Source organism: Streptomyces sp. NBC_00669 (assembly GCF_036226785.1).
Taxonomy (GTDB): Bacteria; Actinomycetota; Actinomycetes; order Streptomycetales; family Streptomycetaceae; genus Actinacidiphila.
In genome coordinates, this window is sequence record NZ_CP109018.1 from 8,004,823 (window position 1) to 8,021,197 (window position 16,375).

The following is a 16,375-nucleotide window of genomic DNA, read 5'->3' on the forward strand; positions in this document are numbered from 1 at the left end:
GGCATCAGCCCTGCGTCGCTCCTGTCGCTCCCTGAAATTCGGCTGTTTGCCGGTGCTTGTGGTCGCGGTACCACTCCCGACCCCACCAGGCCGCCGTGAAAGCGAAGGCGGCACAACAGACGAGCAAAAGCAACCTGACGGCGTCCTGCTGAGATGTGGAATTCCCGTTGAACCGCCGACCGGGAAACTCGGCGTAGCCGGGGCCTTTCGGATCGACCAGGACCCGAACCGCCGCGCCAGGCTTCAGGGACGTGAGGGAGGGGTCGTGCACGGTGGTCGTCGCCTGGCCGTCGACCGGCTCCCCCAGTCGGACCTCGATGTCGGCGAACGGGACCTTGCCATGGTGGTTCGTCACTCTGGTCACGATCCCGCTTCGTGCCAGGCCATGGGCTTGCGTGTAGCCCGACTTACCGACCGCTTCGGCGGCGACCTTCGGCACGAATATGAGAGCCCCTAAGGAACCTAGGGCGAGTACCAGGGACATCAGGAACACCATCTTGGGGTTCCCGCGCCTGGTGTTCTTGCCGCCCCTATTCCGGGAGCCGGACTTGTTCATAAACGCTGAGGCTACTCGCACCGAGGTTTCGCTACCAGCCTTTATCGTTCATGAGTCCGTCAAACCACTGGCAGGAAGTCCGGGTTCCCGTAGTGGGATTTTTCGGTATTGGAGCAGGTTGAGGGCCGGACTGTCGTGTCGAGTGGACGCTCTCCGGGTCGGCCTTGTCGCCGCGGCCCCCGCTCCCTGGCGTGCCGCTCGGCCGTGCCACACCCAGCTCCGGCTCGCCCGGCCGCTCGCCGAAGACTTCCGCCGGCCGTGGGAGAAACCCACCACCTCCAACCGGCTCACCCCGGCCCGGGTCCGCCGAGGGTTCAGGAACATCCGCGCTCACCTCGCATGCCCGACCCATGTTCCCCAACCCCGAGGAACCGGCCCCGGACGGCCACCCGGCGCCAAGAACAAGCACCGGGCTCCCCGTTACGACGTCGGCAAGACCGTCAAACGCCCCGAGACCCTCAAGGCCATCGGCAAGCCCGGAAGATCCTGGTAGATAAAGAACAAGCTGAGTGCTGTTCCTGCCGGCAGGACGGAGCCAGGGACTTTTCGGGGACTTTCAGCTCTGTCGGAGGGACATCCGAGGGACTTTCCTCCGTGCATGCACGGAAGGCTCGGACAGCGCTGAAAGGCTCCGGGGGCCGGGGCACCAGCTGCTTGCCGGACCGCTCCCCGGAGCCGCTGCGCCGCCGCGGCCCGGCGCGGGCGAGGCGCCATTGGGCCGTCCGCACGTCGTCTGACCTCGGGGGATACGCCACGACGGGCCCGGCCGCACGCGCGGCCGTCCCGACGTCAGGGGGCCGTCAGTACGCGTAGAAGCCCGCGCCCGACTTACGGCCGAGGCGGCCCGCGTCGACCATGCGCTGGAGGATCGGCGGAGCCGCGTACAGGGGCTCCTTGTACTCCGCGTACATGGAGTCGGCAATCGCGGCGACGGTGTCGAGGCCGATCAGGTCGGAGAGCTTGAGCGGGCCCATCGGGTGGGCGCAGCCCATCTCCATGCCGTTGTCGATGTCCTCGCGGGTGGCGATGCCGGACTCGTACATGCGGATCGCGGAGAGCAGGTACGGCACCAGGAGGGCGTTGACGACGAAACCGGAGCGGTCCTGGGCGCGGATGGGGTGCTTGCCGAGGATGTCGGTGACCAGGGCCTCGGCCCGCTTCACGGTCTCGCTGCCGGTGGTGAGCGCCGGGATCACCTCGACCAGGCGCTGCACGGGCGCCGGGTTGAAGAAGTGGATGCCCACCACCTGGTCGGGCCGCGAGGTGGCCACCGCGAGCCGGACCAGCGGGATGGAGGAGGTGTTGGAGGCGAGGATGGCGTCGGGGCGGGTGACGACCTGGTCGAGGGTCTTGAAGATGTCCAGCTTGACCTGCTCGTTCTCCACCACCGCCTCGATCACCAGGTCGCGGTCGGCGAACTCGGCGAGGTCGGTGGTGTAGCTGAGCCGGTCCAGCGCCGCGTCCCGCTCCTGCTCGGTGAGCTTGCCGCGCTCGGCGGCCTTGCCGAGGGAGTTCGCCAGGCGGGCGCGGCCCAACTCCAGTGCCTCGCCGGTGGTCTCGGCGACCCGGACGTCGAGCCCGGCCTTCGCGCACACCTCGGCGATGCCCGAACCCATCTGGCCCGCGCCCACCACTCCGACGCGCTGGATGTCACTCACTCGTCAGCCTCCCGACCGTCGGCCGTGTCCGGCCTGCCGCTGCCTGCACCCGGCAGGCGCTTGATCGCATACCTGGCTCGTACCTGATCGTGTACCGGACAGACGTTACCGCCCACCGGAGCCGCCGGGCCCGGCGCCCTGCCCCTTCAGAGGATGGACCATTCGGCGGTTGCCGCCACTGCCCCGGACCACCATCATCGGCGGATCTGGACGGTAGATCAGGAGGACGGTATGGACCCACTCTCCCGTAGAACCTTCACCGTGGCGGCGGCCGGCACGCTGGCCTCGGCCGCGGCGATCGGCACCGCGCAGGCCACCGCGCCCACCCCGACCGCCGCCGCGCGCCTCGCGCCGGGCACCGCCGGGGCCGCCCGCCCGGCGGGCCCCGCGCACCGGCCGCCCACCGCCCGCCGCGAGCTGCGCGGCATGTGGATCGCCACCGTCGCCAACACCGACTGGCCGTCCGCGCCGGGCCTGTCGCCGCGGGAGCAGCGCGCCGAACTGATCGACCTGCTCGACACCGCGGTCGAACGCCGGCTCAACGCCGTGATGTTCCAGGTCCGCCCGACCGCCGACGCGTTCTGGCCGTCGCCGTACGAGCCGTGGTCGCAGTACCTCACCGGCACCCAGGGCCGCGACCCGGGCTGGGACCCGCTGGGCACCGCCGTGCACGAGGCGCACCGCCGGGGCCTCGAACTGCACGCCTGGTTCAACCCGTACCGGGTCGCGATGACCGACGACCCCGGCACGCTCGCCCCCACCCACCCGGCCCGGCTGCACCCGGAGTGGGTGCTGCCCTACGGCGGCAAGCTGTACTACGACCCCGGGCAGCCGGCCGTCCGCCGCTTCGTCGAGGACGCGATGCTCGACGCGGTGCGCCGCTACCCGATCGACGCCGTGCACTGGGACGACTACTTCTACCCGTACCCGGTGGCCGGCCAGACCTTCGCCGACGACGCCAGCTACGCCCGCTACGGCGCCGGCTTCCCCGACCGCGACGCCTGGCGCCGGCACAACACCGACCTGCTGGTCAGCGAGATGGCGGCGCGGATCAAGCAGATCCGGCCCGGCACCCAGTACGGCATCAGCCCGTTCGGGGTCTGGCGCAACGCCGCCACCGACCCGCTCGGCTCGGCCACCCAGGCCGGCGTGCAGACCTACGACGACCTGCACGCCGACACCCGAGGCTGGGTCAAGCGCGGCTGGCTGGACTACATCGCCCCTCAGGTCTACTGGAACATCGGCTTCGCCGCCGCCGACTACGGGGTGCTGGTGCCCTGGTGGTCCGACGTCGTGGCCGGCACCCGGGCGAAGCTCTACGTGGGGGAGGCGCTCTACAAGGTCGGCGTCGCCGGCCAGCCCGCGCAGTGGCAGGACCCGGCCGAGCTGTCCCGCCACCTCACCTTCGACGCGGACTACCCGCAGGTGCGCGGCAACATCTACTTCTCCGCCACCCAGGTCACCGCCGACCCGCTGGGCGCGATGACCGAGGTGGTGGCCGAGCACTACCCGACCCGGGTGCGCACGCCGTGACCTGACGATCCGTCAACTGCCGTACGGTGCGCCGCTGCCGTACGGCATGTCGCGGCCGGGTCGTGGCCCTGTCACGGCCCGGTCGTGATCGGATAAACCGTTCGTACGTCGATCAGCTCCGCTGTTACGTTCTTCCCGTGGCGAAACTCAACCAGATCATCGCAGTCGAGAAGGGCGCCAAGTCCAAGGCCCACCACGAACTGGCGTCCGCTCAGCGCGACTTGCTCAAGCCCGCACTGCTGTCCGGCATTGCCAGGACCTACCAGCCCAAGGACGAGGAAGGCGAGCAGTTGCCGCCCGAGTCCACCCGGGTCCAGGTCCAGGCCGAGCAGGTGCTGCGGTCCGCGACGACCGCCCTGACCCGGCTCTTCGACGTGACCGCCACCAAGGACTGGGCCAACTGCGAGGCACGCGCCGACATCACCGTGGACGGTCGAGAGCTGGTCCGCGACGTGCCGGTGACGTACCTGCTCTTCCTGGAGAAGCAGCTCGTCGAGCTGGGCCAGTTCATCCGCAAGCTGCCGGTGCTCGACGCCGCCGAGGCGTGGAACCTCGACGCCTCCACCGACGCTTGGAAGACCGAGCCGGTACGCACCATCCGCACCCGCAAGGTGCCGCGCAACCACGTGAAGGCCGAGGCGACCGAGCAGCACCCGGCGCAGGTCGAGGTCTACTACGAGGACATCGCGGTGGGCTACTGGACCACGGTGAAGTTCTCCGGCGCACTGCCGGCCCGCCGGGTCAACGAGGTGCTGGAGCGGGTGGAGAAGCTGCAGCAGGCCGTGCAGTTCGCCCGCGAGGAGGCGAACGGCGCAGAGGTCACCGACCAGCGGGTGGGGGATGCCGTCTTCGGCTACCTGCTGGGGTCGTAACCCCCGTCAAGCCCCCTCCGCCCGAGTGCGGAGGGGCCCCTTCGCCCAGCGGAGGGGAGCGCGAGGAGCGCAAAGCTGAAACTGAAGCTTGTCGTGAGGCGGCGACCGCACGCAGCGGCGCCGCACTGAATCTCAGACTCTCGCTCCAGACTCAGCATGTGCCGCCGACCGCCGGCCGACCGTCTTGGGGAATGGGATCGCGAAATGCCGGTTCGACTCCGGCCCGCCGCTCTCGTGCGGCGGTAGTGAAAAGGCATCACGCGCGAGGTGAAGCTCACCCGGGGCGGCAACACGGGCCGACGGCAGCACAGGGCGGCATCAGCGGGGCCCGGGGCCAGGACAAGGCCCCGGGCCTCACCTACGTTCCGGATACGCTGGTCGCACGATGCACCGATTCAGCTCGCCGTGGGGCGACCTCGACCTGACCCGTTTCCCGGCCGACCCGCGCGAGCAGCTGCGGGCCTGGGACGCCGCCGACGCGTACGCGCTCCAGCACCTCGCCGACACCGGGGGACCGGCCTCGCCCGGCGCGACCGTCGTCCTCGGCGACCGCTGGGGCGCCCTGACCACCGCGCTCGCCGCGCACGGCGCCACCCGCCCCACCCTCGTCACCGACTCCTTCCTCGGCCGGTCGGCCACCGAGGCGAACCTGCGGCGCAACGCCCCGGCCGCCGGCGCCGACCTGCGCACCACCCGGGACGACCCGCCCGGCCGGGTGGACCTGCTGATCGTCCGCATGCCCAAGAGCCTCGCCCTGCTGGAGGACCAGCTGCACCGGCTCGCGCCCGCCGTGCACTCCGGCACCACCGTGCTCGGCACCGGCATGGTCAGCGAGATCCACACCTCCACGCTCCGGCTCTTCGAGCGGATCATCGGCCCCACCACCACGTCGCTGGCGGTCCGCAAGTCCCGGCTGATCTTCTGCACGCCCGAACCGGGCCTGGCCCGCGGTACGAACCCGTGGCCCGTGCGGTACGCCCTGCCCGACGACATCGGGCCGATGTCCGGGCATCCGGTCGTCAACCACGCCGGGGTGTTCTGCGCGGACCGGCTCGACCTCGGCACCCGGCTGCTGCTCGCGAACCTGCCGCAGCGCACCGGGCCGGACCGGGTGGTCGACCTCGGCTGCGGCAACGGCGTCGTCGGCACCGCCGCCGCGCTCGCCAACCCGGCCGCCGAGGTGCTCTTCACCGACGAGTCCTACCAGGCGGTCGCCTCCGCCGAGGAGACGTTCCGGGCGAACGCCCTGCCGGGGGCGAAGGCCGAGTTCACGGTCGGTGACGCGCTCACCGCGCTGCCGCCCGAGAGCGTCGACCTCGTCCTGCTCAACCCGCCGTTCCACTCCCACCGCGCCACCACCGACGCCGCCGCCCGCCGCATGTTCACCACGGCGAGGGCCGCGCTACGGCCGGGTGGGGAACTCCGCGTCGTCGGCAACCGTCACCTCGGCTACCACGCCCGCCTGCGCCGCCTCTTCGGCAACTGCGACGTCGTCGCCTCCCACCCGAAGTTCGTGGTCCTCCGCAGCACCAAGTAACACGCCCCCCGGGGCACCGCCGCCCGCAAGGACGAGCGGTACCCCGGGAACGGCTCAACCGAGGGACGCCACCGCCGCGTTGAACGTGGCGGACGGCCGCATGACGGCCGTCGCCTTCTCCGCGTCGGGCTGGTAGTACCCACCGATGTCCACCGGCGACCCCTGCACCGCGATCAGCTCGGCGACGATCGTCTCCTCCTGCTCCGCCAGCGTCTTGGCCAGCGGCCCGAACGCCTCCGCGAGCTTCGCGTCGTCGGACTGCCCGGCCAGCTCCTGCGCCCAGTACAGCGCCAGGTAGAAGTGGCTGCCGCGGTTGTCGATCCCGCCGACCCGCCGGGACGGCGACTTGTCCTCGTTGAGGAACGTGCCGGTGGCGCGGTCGAGCGTGTCCGCGAGGATCTGCGCGCGGGCGTTGCCGGTGGTCTGCGCGAGGTGCTCGAAGCTCACCGCCAGCGCGAGGAACTCGCCGAGGCTGTCCCAGCGCAGGTAGTCCTCCTTGACCAGCTGCTGCACGTGCTTGGGCGCGGAGCCGCCGGCGCCGGTCTCGAAGAGGCCGCCGCCGTTGATCAGCGGAACCACCGACAGCATCTTGGCGCTGGTGCCCAGCTCCAGGATCGGGAAGAGGTCGGTGAGGTAGTCGCGCAGCACGTTGCCGGTCACGGAGATGGTGTTCTCACCGCGCCGGATGCGCTCCAGCGACAGCTTCGTCGCCTCGACCGGCGACAGCACGCGGATGTCCAGGCCCTCGGTGTCGTGCTCGGGCAGGTACGCCTCGACCTTGGCGATCAGCGCCGCGTCGTGCGCGCGGGTCTCGTCCAGCCAGAAGACGGCCGGGTCGCCGGTGGCGCGGGCGCGGGTGACCGCGAGCTTCACCCAGTCGCGGATCGGCAGGTCCTTGGTCTGGCACATCCGGAAGATGTCACCGGCGCCGACCGCCTGCTCCAGCACGGCCTCGCCGTTGCCGTCGACGACCCGGACCGTACCGGTGGTCGGGATCTCGAAGGTCTTGTCGTGGCTGCCGTACTCCTCGGCCTTCTGCGCCATCAGGCCCACGTTGGGCACCGAGCCCATGGTGGCCGGGTCGAAGGCGCCGTGCGCGCGGCAGTCGTCGAGGACGACCTGGTAGACGCCGGCGTAGCTGCTGTCGGGCAGCACCGCGAGGGTGTCGGCCTCCTTGCCGTCCGGGCCCCACATGTGGCCGGAGGTGCGGATCATGGCCGGCATGGAGGCGTCCACGATGACGTCGCTGGGCACGTGCAGGTTGGTGATGCCGCGGTCGGAGTCGACCATCGCCAGCGCCGGGCCGTCGGCCAGCTCGGCGGCGAAGGACGCCTTGATCGCGTCGCCCTCCGGCAGCTTCTCCACGCCGGCCAGGATCGCGCCGAGGCCGTCGTTGGGGGTCAGCCCGGCCGCGGCGAGCGTGGCGCCGTGCTCCGCGAAGGTGTTCGGGAAGAAGGCGCGCACCGCGTGGCCGAAGATGATCGGGTCGGAGACCTTCATCATGGTGGCCTTGAGGTGCACGGAGAACAGCACGTCCTCGGCCTTCGCCCGGGCCACCTGCGCGGTGAGGAACTCGCGCAGCGCGCCGACCCGCATCACCGACGCGTCCACGACCTCGCCGGCCAGCACCGGTACGGACTCGCGCAGCACGCTGGTGCTGCCGTCGTCGCCGTGCAGCTCGATCCGCAGGGTGCCGGCCTCGGAGACCACCGCGGACTTCTCGGTGGAGCGGAAGTCGTCGGCGGACATCGTCGCCACGTTCGTCTTCGAGTCGGCGGTCCAGGCGCCCATCCGGTGCGGGTGCGCCTTGGCGTAGTTCTTCACCGCGGCGGCCGCGCGGCGGTCGGAGTTGCCCTCGCGCAGCACCGGGTTCACCGCGCTGCCCTTGACCTTGTCGTAGCGGGCGCGGATGTCGCGCTCCTCGTCGGTCTTCGGGTCGTCCGGGTACTCCGGCAGCGCGTAGCCCTGCTCGCGCAGCTCGGCGACGGCCGCCTTGAGCTGCGGGATCGACGCCGAGATGTTCGGCAGCTTGATGATGTTCGCCTCGGGCCGCTGCGCCAGCTCGCCCAGCTCGGCCAGCGCGTCGTCGATCCGCTGGCCCTCCTCCAGGTACTCGGGGAAGCCGGCGATGATCCGACCCGCCAGCGAGATGTCCCGGCTCTCGACGGTGACCCCGGCGGTCGAGGCGTACGCCTGGATCACGGGCAAGAACGAGTACGTCGCCAGGGCCGGGGCCTCGTCGGTGTGTGTGTAGATGATGGTCGAGTCAGCCACCGGTTGGTCTCCGTTCCAGTCTCCAACATTGCTTGATATCAAGATATCCCGTTGCCCTCGCTTCCTCGAACAAGCCCCCGGTTTGACGGCGGCGGGGGCGGGGTGGGGCCTCGCGGCGGGCCGTACCCGTGTGCGAGGCTGCGAGGCGCGGAAGCGTACGGAGGGGGTGGAGGGATGGGGCGGAGAGCGCTCTCGACCAGGGGAGTGCCGGGCGACACGCGGACGGCGCTGGTCGTCGTGGTCGTCGCCGGGACCGTGCTGGCGGCGCTGGTCCTGCGGCCCGGGTCCGTCGGACGCGGCGCGGGAGTGGTCCGCAGCGGGCCGGCCGTCGCGCTGCTCGCGATCGGATGGGCGGTCGGCTGCCTGGCGCTGTTGGCCCGGTACCGGGTCCGGCCGCGGATCGACACCCGGCTGAGCCCGGTCGAGCAGCGGCTCGCGGCCGTCGTGCGCGCCACGCTGCTGGTCGGCGCCGCCGCCGTACCGGCCGCGGTCCTGGCCATGCACCGGTTCGGATCGCCCTACGACCCGGGGCCGCTGGAGCCCGGCGAGTTCGGTGTCGGCCACCCGCGCCCCTCGCGCGACCTCGGGCACGACACGCCGCACAACCCGCCGCCCTGGCTGATCGTCACCTTGCTGGTGGTCGCGGGTGTGGCGCTCGTGGCCGCGTTCGTCGTCGCGTACCGGCGGCTGCGGGCGGAGTACGTCCGCGGGCCGCGACGTGCCCGGAGGGACCCGCACGAGGACGCCCGGCTGCTCGCCGACGCGGTGGAGTCCGGCCGGCGCGCCCTGCGCGACAACGGCGACGCCCGGACCGCGGTGATCGCCTGCTACGTCGCCATGGAGACCTCGCTGGCCGGCTCGGGCGTGTCCCGGCACGTCTCGGACAGCCCGAACGACCTGCTGGTACGCGCCGCCGCGAGTGGCCTGCGCACCGAGGGCAGCGCCTCCGTGCTCACCGAGTTGTTCCGCGAGGCCCGCTACTCCAGCCACCCGATGGGCGACGCCCACCGCGCGCAGGCGGCCGACGCACTCGCCGACCTCGCGGAACGGCTCGCCGCGCCGCGCACCGGAGCCAGGGCGGAGGAGGGGGCGTGAGGGCAACGGACTCGCCGGACACGGGCGGACCGGTGTCGGGCCCGAGGCCGTCCACGGACGCGGCTCGGGGTAGGGACGCGGCTCGGGATGGGGACGCGGCTCGGGATGGGGACGCGGCTCGGGATGGGGACGCGGCTCGCGATGCGGGCGCGGCTCAGGGTAGGGACATGGCTCGGAACGCGGACACGGCCCGGGATGCGGGCGCGGATGCGGGACCGGGTCCGGGCACGGCGCCGGGGGGCCGCACCGCGGGGGCGGCCCTGCTCGAACTGCCCGGAGTTCTCGGCAACCCCGGCAACCCCGGCAGGTCCGCCGGGGGCCGCAGGTCCGGACGGTCCGGTCGCTCGGGCACTGCCGGCGGGCCCGGAGAACCCGACACCCTCGGAACAGAGCACCACCCGGGTGCGGGCACGGCGGCCCGCACCCGGATGCGCGCCGCGCCGGGCTCGGCCCGCCACTCCGTCACGCTGCTGGTCGCCGTCGCCTCCGTCGGCGTCCTGCTGCTCGGCGTCACCGACGGCTTCGCGGTGGCCCTGGTGGGGCTGGCCGTGGCCGCCGCGGCCGGGTTCTGCGTCACCCGCTATGTCGCGGGGGCCGGCGCCCGCGACGGCGACTACCGCAGGCCGGTGAGGCTGCTGGGCAGCAGCGAGCCCGCGCTCGGCGGCTGGGAGTGGCTGGTGCACAACGCCCTCGGCCCCGACGGCGAGGCGTACTTCGCCCAGCGGCTGCGCCCGCACCTGCAACGGCTCTTCGCCGCCCGACTCGCCGCCCGGCACGGCACGGACCTGCACCGCGCCCCCGAACGGGCCCGCGCGCTGGTCGGTGCGGAGCTGTGGCCGTGGATCGACCCGGCCGAGCCGCCGCCGCGGCCGTCCGTGCCCGAGGGGGTGCTGCGCGCGCTCCTGGAGCGGCTCGAAGCGCTGGGCGATCCGGAGCAGCCCGCAGATCCGGGGCAGCCCGTACCCGGCGACGTCCCGGCGCCGCGGACCGCGCCCAGCACCGGCACCGGCACCAGCACCGGCACCGCGTCATGAAGGAGCAACCCGTGCCTGCGTCCGCACCGGGGCCGATCCCGTCCGAGCCCGCGCCCGCGTCCGTACCGGGGTCCGGCGACATCGTCGTGGAGGGTGCGACCGGATCAGAGGCGGTCGAACGCGCCCTCGGCGGGCGGCAGTCGGAGCCCGGTCGGCCCACCGAGGCGCCGCCCGAGCCGCCGGACGGCTGGCGGGCCGGCGAACGCGCCCTGCGCTACGGCACGGTGGCCGCGCTCGCGCTGGGCGCCGCTCTCGTCACCGGCCGGCCGTGGCTGCTGGCGCTGGCCGCCGGTCCGCTGGTGCTGCTCGCGCTGGCACTGCCCCGGACGCCCCGGGCCGGGCATCTCACCGCGACCGTGGAGGTGGCCGCGCGGCGCTGCTTCGAGGGCGAGCAGGTCGTGGCGAGGATCGCCGTCGTCCACGACGGAGGCGAGGGGCGGCTCGACCCCGGGGTCACGCTCGGCCCGGGCGTGCGGCTGGACGCGCTGACCGTGGGTACGGCCCATCTGGAACTGCGGTTCACCGCCGAGCGGTGGGGGCGGTGGACGTTGGGCACGGTGGATGTCGATCTCTATGACGCGGGGGGTGTGGCGCGGCGCACGGTGCGGGTGGATCTGGGTGAGGTGGCGGTCTTCCCGTTGCCGGCGGCGGCGGGGCTGACGCCGATTCCGGTGCGGTTGCCGACCCGGCTGGGGGAGCACGCGTCGCCGCAGCGGGGGGAGGGGATCGAGGTGATCGGAGTGCATCCGTACGTGCGTGGGGAGCGGCAGCGGCGGATCAACTGGCCGGCGACGACGCGGCGCGGGTCGCTGCAACTGCATCAGTTCGCGGCGGAGCGTGCCGCTGACACCGTGGTGATGCTCGATGTGCTGGGCGACATCCGTGATCCGGTGACGGGTCTGTCGTCGCTGGACGAGACGTTCCGTGCGGCGGCAGGGCTGGTCCGGGCGTATTTGCGGACGCACGACCGGGTCGGGGTGGTCGCGGTCGGCGGGACCACGCGGTGGCTGCAACCCGGCAGCGGCGACGCCTACTTCTACCGGATCGTGGAGAGCGTGCTGGAGGTCCGCAAGGACCTGGTCCAGCGCGACCCGGAACTCAGCCGGCTGCCGCCGCCCGCGCTGCCCGAGGGCGCCCTCGTCTACGTCTTCACCCCGCTCACCGACCAGCGCATCCTGGACGTACTCGACCAGGTGCGCTCCCGCGCCAACCCGCTCGTCGTGGTCGAGATCCCCTCCGGCGACCCGCCCGCGCCGCACGGCGACACCACCGCGGAACTCGCGCTGCGGCTGTGGCGGGCCGACCGCGACGCGATGCGCTTCGCGCTGACCGAGCGCGGCATCGCGCTGATCGCCCACCAGCCGGGCCAGACCCTCGACCTGGCGCTGGCGCCGCTGCTGCGCACCCGTATCCGCGGGGGTTCCCGATGAGCGGTACGACGGCGGGCCATGAGCCGCGTCCCCACCGTCCCGCCCGGCCGGCGGCGGGGCCGGGCACGTCCGGCGAAGCCCGGGCGAACGTCTTGAGTGTCGTCGGGCCGGTCCTGGCAGCCGCACCACCAGGACGGCTCTCCGCCCCGCGCGAGCGTGCGCCAGGCGCCGCGGGCCGTGCGGGCCACGGCACGGTCGTCACCATGCCCGTGCCCGCATCCGTATCCATATCCGTATCCGGAGGCTGCCGATGACGCCGATGACGCCGAGGGACCCGGGACTGGGCAAGCCGGTGGGGGCGGGCAGGCCGGGTGCGCAGACGGGGCGGACGGCGGGGACGTGGAGGAGTCCGGGTGCCCTTCGCCTGCTCACCCGCGCCGTCGCCGCGCTGCTGGTGGCCGCCGCGTGCGACGTGCCCGCCGCGTTCCGGGTCGGGGTCCCGGTGGGGCTGCTGGCCGTGGCCGCCGCCGGGTTCGCCTGGTGGCTGGCGCCCGCGGCCGACGACCGCCCGCCGGCCGCTTCTGTGGGCCGGCCCGCCCTCGCCCGGCGGCGCGCCCCCACGGTGCTCGCGGCCGCCGCGGTGGTGCTGGCCGCCGTGACGGGGCCGCCGCTGTGGCTCGGCGCGTGCGTGACCGCCCTCCTGATCGGCTACCTGCTCCTCACCGACCCCTGGATCTCCGGCGCCACCGGCCCCCGGGCGCCCCGCGCGGCCCGCCCCCTCGCCCCGGTGCTCCTCGCGCTCGGCACCTGCGCCGCCGTCTTCGCCGCCGCCGTGCTGCCGCTGTCCCACCACCGCTGGACCCGCCTGCTCGCGGTCCTCGTCCTCGCGGCCACCGCGGCGGTGCTCCTGCTCGCCCTGCTGCACCCCGCCCGCCCCGATGACGACGAGGGAAGGACGCGGCCCTGACGGCTCGCCCCGTGCTCCCGCCCGGCCCCGTCCACGCGTACGGGCGCCGCGCAGGGCGGTGACCTGCGCAGTACATTGCATAAAAGTGCGCCCAGCCGTATAGTCATGCTGTCGAAGGAGGAGTCGATGACGGTGCGGGTGGCGGTGGCCGGAGCCAGCGGGTATGCCGGCGGGGAAGTGCTCAGACTGCTGGTCGGGCACCCCGAGGTCGAGATCGGGGCGCTGACCGGGAACAGCAACGCCGGGCAGCCGCTGGGGGCGCTTCAGCCGCACCTGGTGCCGCTGGCCGGGCGCGTGCTCGCGGAGACCTCCGCGGAGGTGCTGGCCGGCCACGACGTGGTCTTCCTCGCGCTGCCGCACGGCCAGTCCGCGGCCGTCGCGGAGCAACTGGGCGACGACGTGCTCGTGATCGACATGGGCGCGGACTTCCGGCTCAAGGACGCCGCCGACTGGGAGCGGTTCTACGGGTCGGAGCATGCGGGCAGCTGGCCGTACGGGCTGCCCGAGCTGCCGGGTGGCCGCGCCGCGCTGGAGGGGTCCAAGCGCGTCGCGGTGCCCGGCTGCTACCCGACGGCGGTCTCGCTCGCGCTGTTCCCGGCGTACGGCGCCGCCCTCGTCGAACCCGAGGCGGTGATCGTCGCCGCGTCCGGCACGTCCGGCGCGGGCAAGGCGCCCAAGCCGCACCTGCTCGGCTCCGAGGTGATGGGGTCGATGACCCCGTACGGCGTCGGCGGCGGCCACCGGCACACCCCCGAGATGATCCAGAACCTGAGCGCGGTCGCCGGGCAGCGGGTCGGCGTGTCCTTCACGCCCACCCTCGCGCCCATGCCGCGCGGCATCCTCGCGACCTGCTCCGCGAAGGCGCGGCCGGGCGTGGGGGCGGCGGACGTACGCGCCGCGTACGAGAAGGCGTACGCCGAAGAACCGTTCGTCCACCTGCTGCCCGAGGGCCAGTGGCCGGCGACCGCCTCCGTCTACGGCTCCAACGCCGTGCACGTCCAGGTCGCCTACGACGAGGACGCCGGCCGGGTTATCGCGATCAGCGCGATCGACAACCTGGCGAAGGGCACGGCGGGCGGCGCCGTACAGAGCATGAACATCGCCCTCGGGTTCTCTGAGGGCACGGGACTTTCCACGATCGGAGTGGCGCCGTGAGCGACGTCCGCGAGGCCGCCGGGCGGCAGATGACGACGATGGCCGCGGCTTCGTGCCGGGCCGGCGGTGGGGGTACTCCCCCTGGCTCCGCCGGGGGCACCCCCACCCAGGCGAAAGCCCTGGGGGAGAACAGGAGCAGGTCGTGAGCGTGACGGCAGCGAAAGGGTTCACGGCGGCGGGGGTCGCCGCCGGGATCAAGGAGAACGGCAACCCGGACCTGGCCCTCGTGGTCAACGCCGGGCCGCGCCGGGCCGCCGCGGGCGTCTTCACGTCGAACCGGGTGAAGGCCGCCCCGGTGCTGTGGTCGGAGCAGGTCCTCAAGGGCGGCGCGGTGACCGCGGTGGTGCTCAACTCCGGTGGCGCCAACGCCTGTACGGGCCCGAAGGGCTTCCAGGACACGCACGCGACCGCCGAGCGCGTCGCGGAGGTGCTGGGGCACAGCGCGGGCGAGGTCGCGGTCGCGTCGACCGGGCTGATCGGCCTGCCGCTCCCGATGGACAAGCTGCTGCCGGGCATCGGCACCGCCGCGGCCGAACTGTCCGCGCACGGCGGCGAGAAGGCCGCCATCGCGATCAAGACCACCGACAGCGTGCACAAGACCGCCGTGGCCACCGGCCCGTCCGGCTTCACCGTCGGCGGTATGGCCAAGGGCGCGGGCATGCTCGCGCCGGGCCTGGCCACCATGCTCGTGGTGCTCACCACGGACGCCGACGTCGACCAGGGCACCCTGGACAAGGCGCTGCGGGACGCCACCCGGCAGACCTTCGACCGGATCGACTCCGACGGCTGCATGTCCACCAACGACACGGTGCTGCTGCTCGCCTCGGGCGCGTCCGAAGTCGTCCCGGAGTACGCCGAGTTCGCCGACACGGTGCGCGCGGTCTGCGCCGACCTGGCCCGCCAGTTGATCGGCGACGCCGAGGGCGCGAGCAAGGACATCCGGATCGAGGTGGTGCACGCCGCGACCGAGGACGACGCCGTCGAGGTGGGCCGCTCCATCGCCCGCAACAACCTGCTCAAGTGCGCCGTGCACGGCGAGGACCCCAACTGGGGCCGGGTGCTGTCCGCGATCGGCACCACCTCCGCCGCGTTCGAGCCCGACGCGCTCGACGTCGCGATCAACGGCGTGTGGGTGTGCCGGGGCGGCTCGGTCGGCGACGACCGCGACCTGGTCGACATGCGCTTCCGCGAGGTCGTCATCACCGCCGACCTCGCCGCCGGAGACGCGTCCGCCGTGATCTGGACCAACGACCTCACGGCCGACTACGTCCACGAGAACAGCGCGTACAGCTCATGACCGACGCCGACCCCCGTCCCGGGGGAACCCCGCGCAAGCACACCGCGCTGCCCAAGGCCCGGGTCCTGGTCGAGGCGCTGCCGTGGCTGACCCGGCACCACGGCAAGACCGTGGTGGTGAAGTTCGGCGGCAACGCCATGGTGGACGAGGCGCTCAAGGCCGCGTTCGCCCAGGACGTGGTGTTCCTGCGGCACGCCGGGCTCAAGCCGGTCGTCGTGCACGGCGGCGGCCCGCAGATCAGCGCGCAGCTCGACCGGCACGGCCTGGTCAGCGAGTTCAAGGCGGGCCTGCGGGTCACCACGCCCGAGGCGATGGACGTGGTGCGGATGGTGCTCGCCGGCCAGGTGCAGCGCGAACTCGTCGGCCTGCTCAACCGGCACGGCCCGCTCGCGGTCGGCCTGACCGGCGAGGACGCGCACACCATCAGCGCCGTCAAGCACCGCCCCACGATCGACGGCGAGTCGGTGGACATCGGGCGGGTCGGCGAGATCACCGCGATCGACACCGGCGCCATCGAGGCGCTGCTGGCCGACGGCCGTATCCCGGTGGTCTCCTCGATCGCCCGAGCCGCCGACGACGGCCACATCTACAACGTCAACGCCGACACCGCCGCGGCCGCGCTGGCCGCCGCGCTCGGAGCCGAGACGCTGATGGTGCTCACCGACGTCGAGGGCCTGTACGAGGACTGGCCGAACAGCGACGACGTGATCAGCAGGCTGACCGCCACCGAGCTGGAGAAGCTGCTGCCCGACCTGTCCAGCGGCATGGTGCCGAAGATGGAGGGCTGCCTGCACGCGGTGCGCAACGGCGTGACCACCGCCCGCGTCATCGACGGCCGGGTGCAGCACTCGATCCTGCTGGAGATCTTCACCGACGAGGGCATCGGCACGATGGTCGTGCCCGACCCGGAGCCCGAGTCGGAGCCCGAGCCCGATTCCGAATTCCGGCCGGGGCTGGACTCCGTGCCGGGGCTCGATTCGGCGCTCGACTCCGCGCCGGCGCTCGGCTCCGCGCCGGGGTTGGATTC

12 protein-coding genes and 2 pseudogenes are annotated in these 16,375 nt (G+C 73.0%); 11 read left to right on the plus strand and 3 right to left on the minus strand.

The window, feature by feature from the left end:
• Window positions 1–4: 4 nt before the first annotated feature.
• Window positions 5–556: a hypothetical protein gene (locus OG896_RS33785; RefSeq protein WP_328461695.1), complete on the minus strand. Its 552-nt coding sequence runs from the start codon at window positions 554–556 to the stop codon at window positions 5–7.
• 208 nt (window positions 557–764) lie between these two features.
• Here OG896_RS33785 and OG896_RS33790 point away from each other — a divergent pair.
• A pseudogene (locus tag OG896_RS33790) lies at window positions 765–1,049 on the plus strand (NF041680 family putative transposase); the annotation flags it as partial.
• 307 nt (window positions 1,050–1,356) lie between these two features.
• Here OG896_RS33790 and OG896_RS33795 read toward each other — a convergent pair.
• The gene (locus OG896_RS33795; RefSeq protein WP_328461693.1) at window positions 1,357–2,214 is read right to left on the minus strand and encodes a 3-hydroxybutyryl-CoA dehydrogenase; all 858 of its coding nucleotides are present in this window, start codon (window positions 2,212–2,214) and stop codon (window positions 1,357–1,359) included.
• A gap of 231 nt (window positions 2,215–2,445) precedes the next feature.
• Between OG896_RS33795 and OG896_RS33800 the strand changes: the two genes are divergently transcribed.
• From OG896_RS33800 to OG896_RS33810, 3 genes are all read left to right on the plus strand, one after another.
• Window positions 2,446–3,747 carry a glycoside hydrolase family 10 protein gene (locus OG896_RS33800; protein WP_329371458.1) on the plus strand — a complete coding sequence of 434 codons (1,302 nt, stop codon included), beginning with the start codon at window positions 2,446–2,448 and terminating at the stop codon, window positions 3,745–3,747.
• A gap of 137 nt (window positions 3,748–3,884) precedes the next feature.
• Window positions 3,885–4,619: a DUF7873 family protein gene (locus OG896_RS33805; protein WP_329371459.1), complete on the plus strand. Its 735-nt coding sequence runs from the start codon at window positions 3,885–3,887 to the stop codon at window positions 4,617–4,619.
• A gap of 385 nt (window positions 4,620–5,004) precedes the next feature.
• Window positions 5,005–6,156, plus strand: a complete 1,152-nt coding sequence (locus OG896_RS33810) for a methyltransferase (RefSeq protein WP_329371461.1) — start codon at window positions 5,005–5,007, stop codon at window positions 6,154–6,156.
• A 54-nt stretch (window positions 6,157–6,210) separates the two neighbouring features.
• Here the strand turns inward: OG896_RS33810 and OG896_RS33815 are convergent, their stop codons facing one another.
• Complete coding sequence (locus OG896_RS33815) at window positions 6,211–8,430, minus strand: NADP-dependent isocitrate dehydrogenase (RefSeq protein WP_329371463.1); 2,220 nt, start codon at window positions 8,428–8,430, stop codon at window positions 6,211–6,213.
• A 174-nt stretch (window positions 8,431–8,604) separates the two neighbouring features.
• Between OG896_RS33815 and OG896_RS33820 the strand changes: the two genes are divergently transcribed.
• The 7 genes and pseudogenes from OG896_RS33820 to argB form a co-directional block, all read left to right on the plus strand.
• Entirely contained in the window at window positions 8,605–9,525 is a 921-nt protein-coding gene (locus tag OG896_RS33820; protein WP_329371464.1) for a DUF4129 domain-containing protein, read from the plus strand.
• A gap of 167 nt (window positions 9,526–9,692) precedes the next feature.
• Window positions 9,693–10,559 carry a hypothetical protein gene (locus OG896_RS33825; protein ID WP_329371466.1) on the plus strand — a complete coding sequence of 289 codons (867 nt, stop codon included), beginning with the start codon at window positions 9,693–9,695 and terminating at the stop codon, window positions 10,557–10,559.
• Window positions 10,560–10,570: 11 nt separating this feature from the next.
• Window positions 10,571–11,989 (plus strand): DUF58 domain-containing protein, encoded by a 1,419-nt coding sequence (locus OG896_RS33830; protein ID WP_329371468.1) that lies wholly within the window; start codon window positions 10,571–10,573, stop codon window positions 11,987–11,989.
• A gap of 250 nt (window positions 11,990–12,239) precedes the next feature.
• Window positions 12,240–12,896 carry a hypothetical protein gene (locus tag OG896_RS33835; RefSeq protein ID WP_329371470.1) on the plus strand — a complete coding sequence of 219 codons (657 nt, stop codon included), beginning with the start codon at window positions 12,240–12,242 and terminating at the stop codon, window positions 12,894–12,896.
• A 126-nt stretch (window positions 12,897–13,022) separates the two neighbouring features.
• Window positions 13,023–14,051: an N-acetyl-gamma-glutamyl-phosphate reductase gene (gene argC, locus OG896_RS33840; protein WP_329374437.1), complete on the plus strand. Its 1,029-nt coding sequence runs from the start codon at window positions 13,023–13,025 to the stop codon at window positions 14,049–14,051.
• Window positions 14,052–14,193: 142 nt separating this feature from the next.
• On the plus strand, window positions 14,194–15,348 hold the full coding sequence (gene argJ / locus OG896_RS33845; protein WP_329371471.1) for a bifunctional glutamate N-acetyltransferase/amino-acid acetyltransferase ArgJ: 1,155 nt from the start codon (window positions 14,194–14,196) through the stop codon (window positions 15,346–15,348).
• A pseudogene (gene argB, locus OG896_RS33850) lies at window positions 15,345–16,253 on the plus strand (acetylglutamate kinase); the annotation flags it as partial. The gene argJ and the pseudogene argB, both read left to right, overlap by 4 nt.
• Window positions 16,254–16,375: the final 122 nt, after the last annotated feature.

What these genes read in the sequence shown, in the direction of transcription:
- OG896_RS33810 (WP_329371461.1), top strand. Translation starts at nt 5,005, where the DNA reads ATGCACCGATTCAGCTCGCCGTGGGGCGACCTCGACCTGACCCGTTTC.
- argC (WP_329374437.1), top strand. Translation starts at nt 13,023, where the DNA reads ATGACGGTGCGGGTGGCGGTGGCCGGAGCCAGCGGGTATGCCGGCGGG.
- OG896_RS33800 (WP_329371458.1), top strand. Translation starts at nt 2,446, where the DNA reads ATGGACCCACTCTCCCGTAGAACCTTCACCGTGGCGGCGGCCGGCACG.
- OG896_RS33825 (WP_329371466.1), top strand. Translation starts at nt 9,693, where the DNA reads ATGGCTCGGAACGCGGACACGGCCCGGGATGCGGGCGCGGATGCGGGA.
- OG896_RS33835 (WP_329371470.1), top strand. Translation starts at nt 12,240, where the DNA reads ATGACGCCGATGACGCCGAGGGACCCGGGACTGGGCAAGCCGGTGGGG.
- OG896_RS33785 (WP_328461695.1), bottom strand. Translation starts at nt 556, where the DNA reads ATGAACAAGTCCGGCTCCCGGAATAGGGGCGGCAAGAACACCAGGCGC.
- OG896_RS33820 (WP_329371464.1), top strand. Translation starts at nt 8,605, where the DNA reads ATGGGGCGGAGAGCGCTCTCGACCAGGGGAGTGCCGGGCGACACGCGG.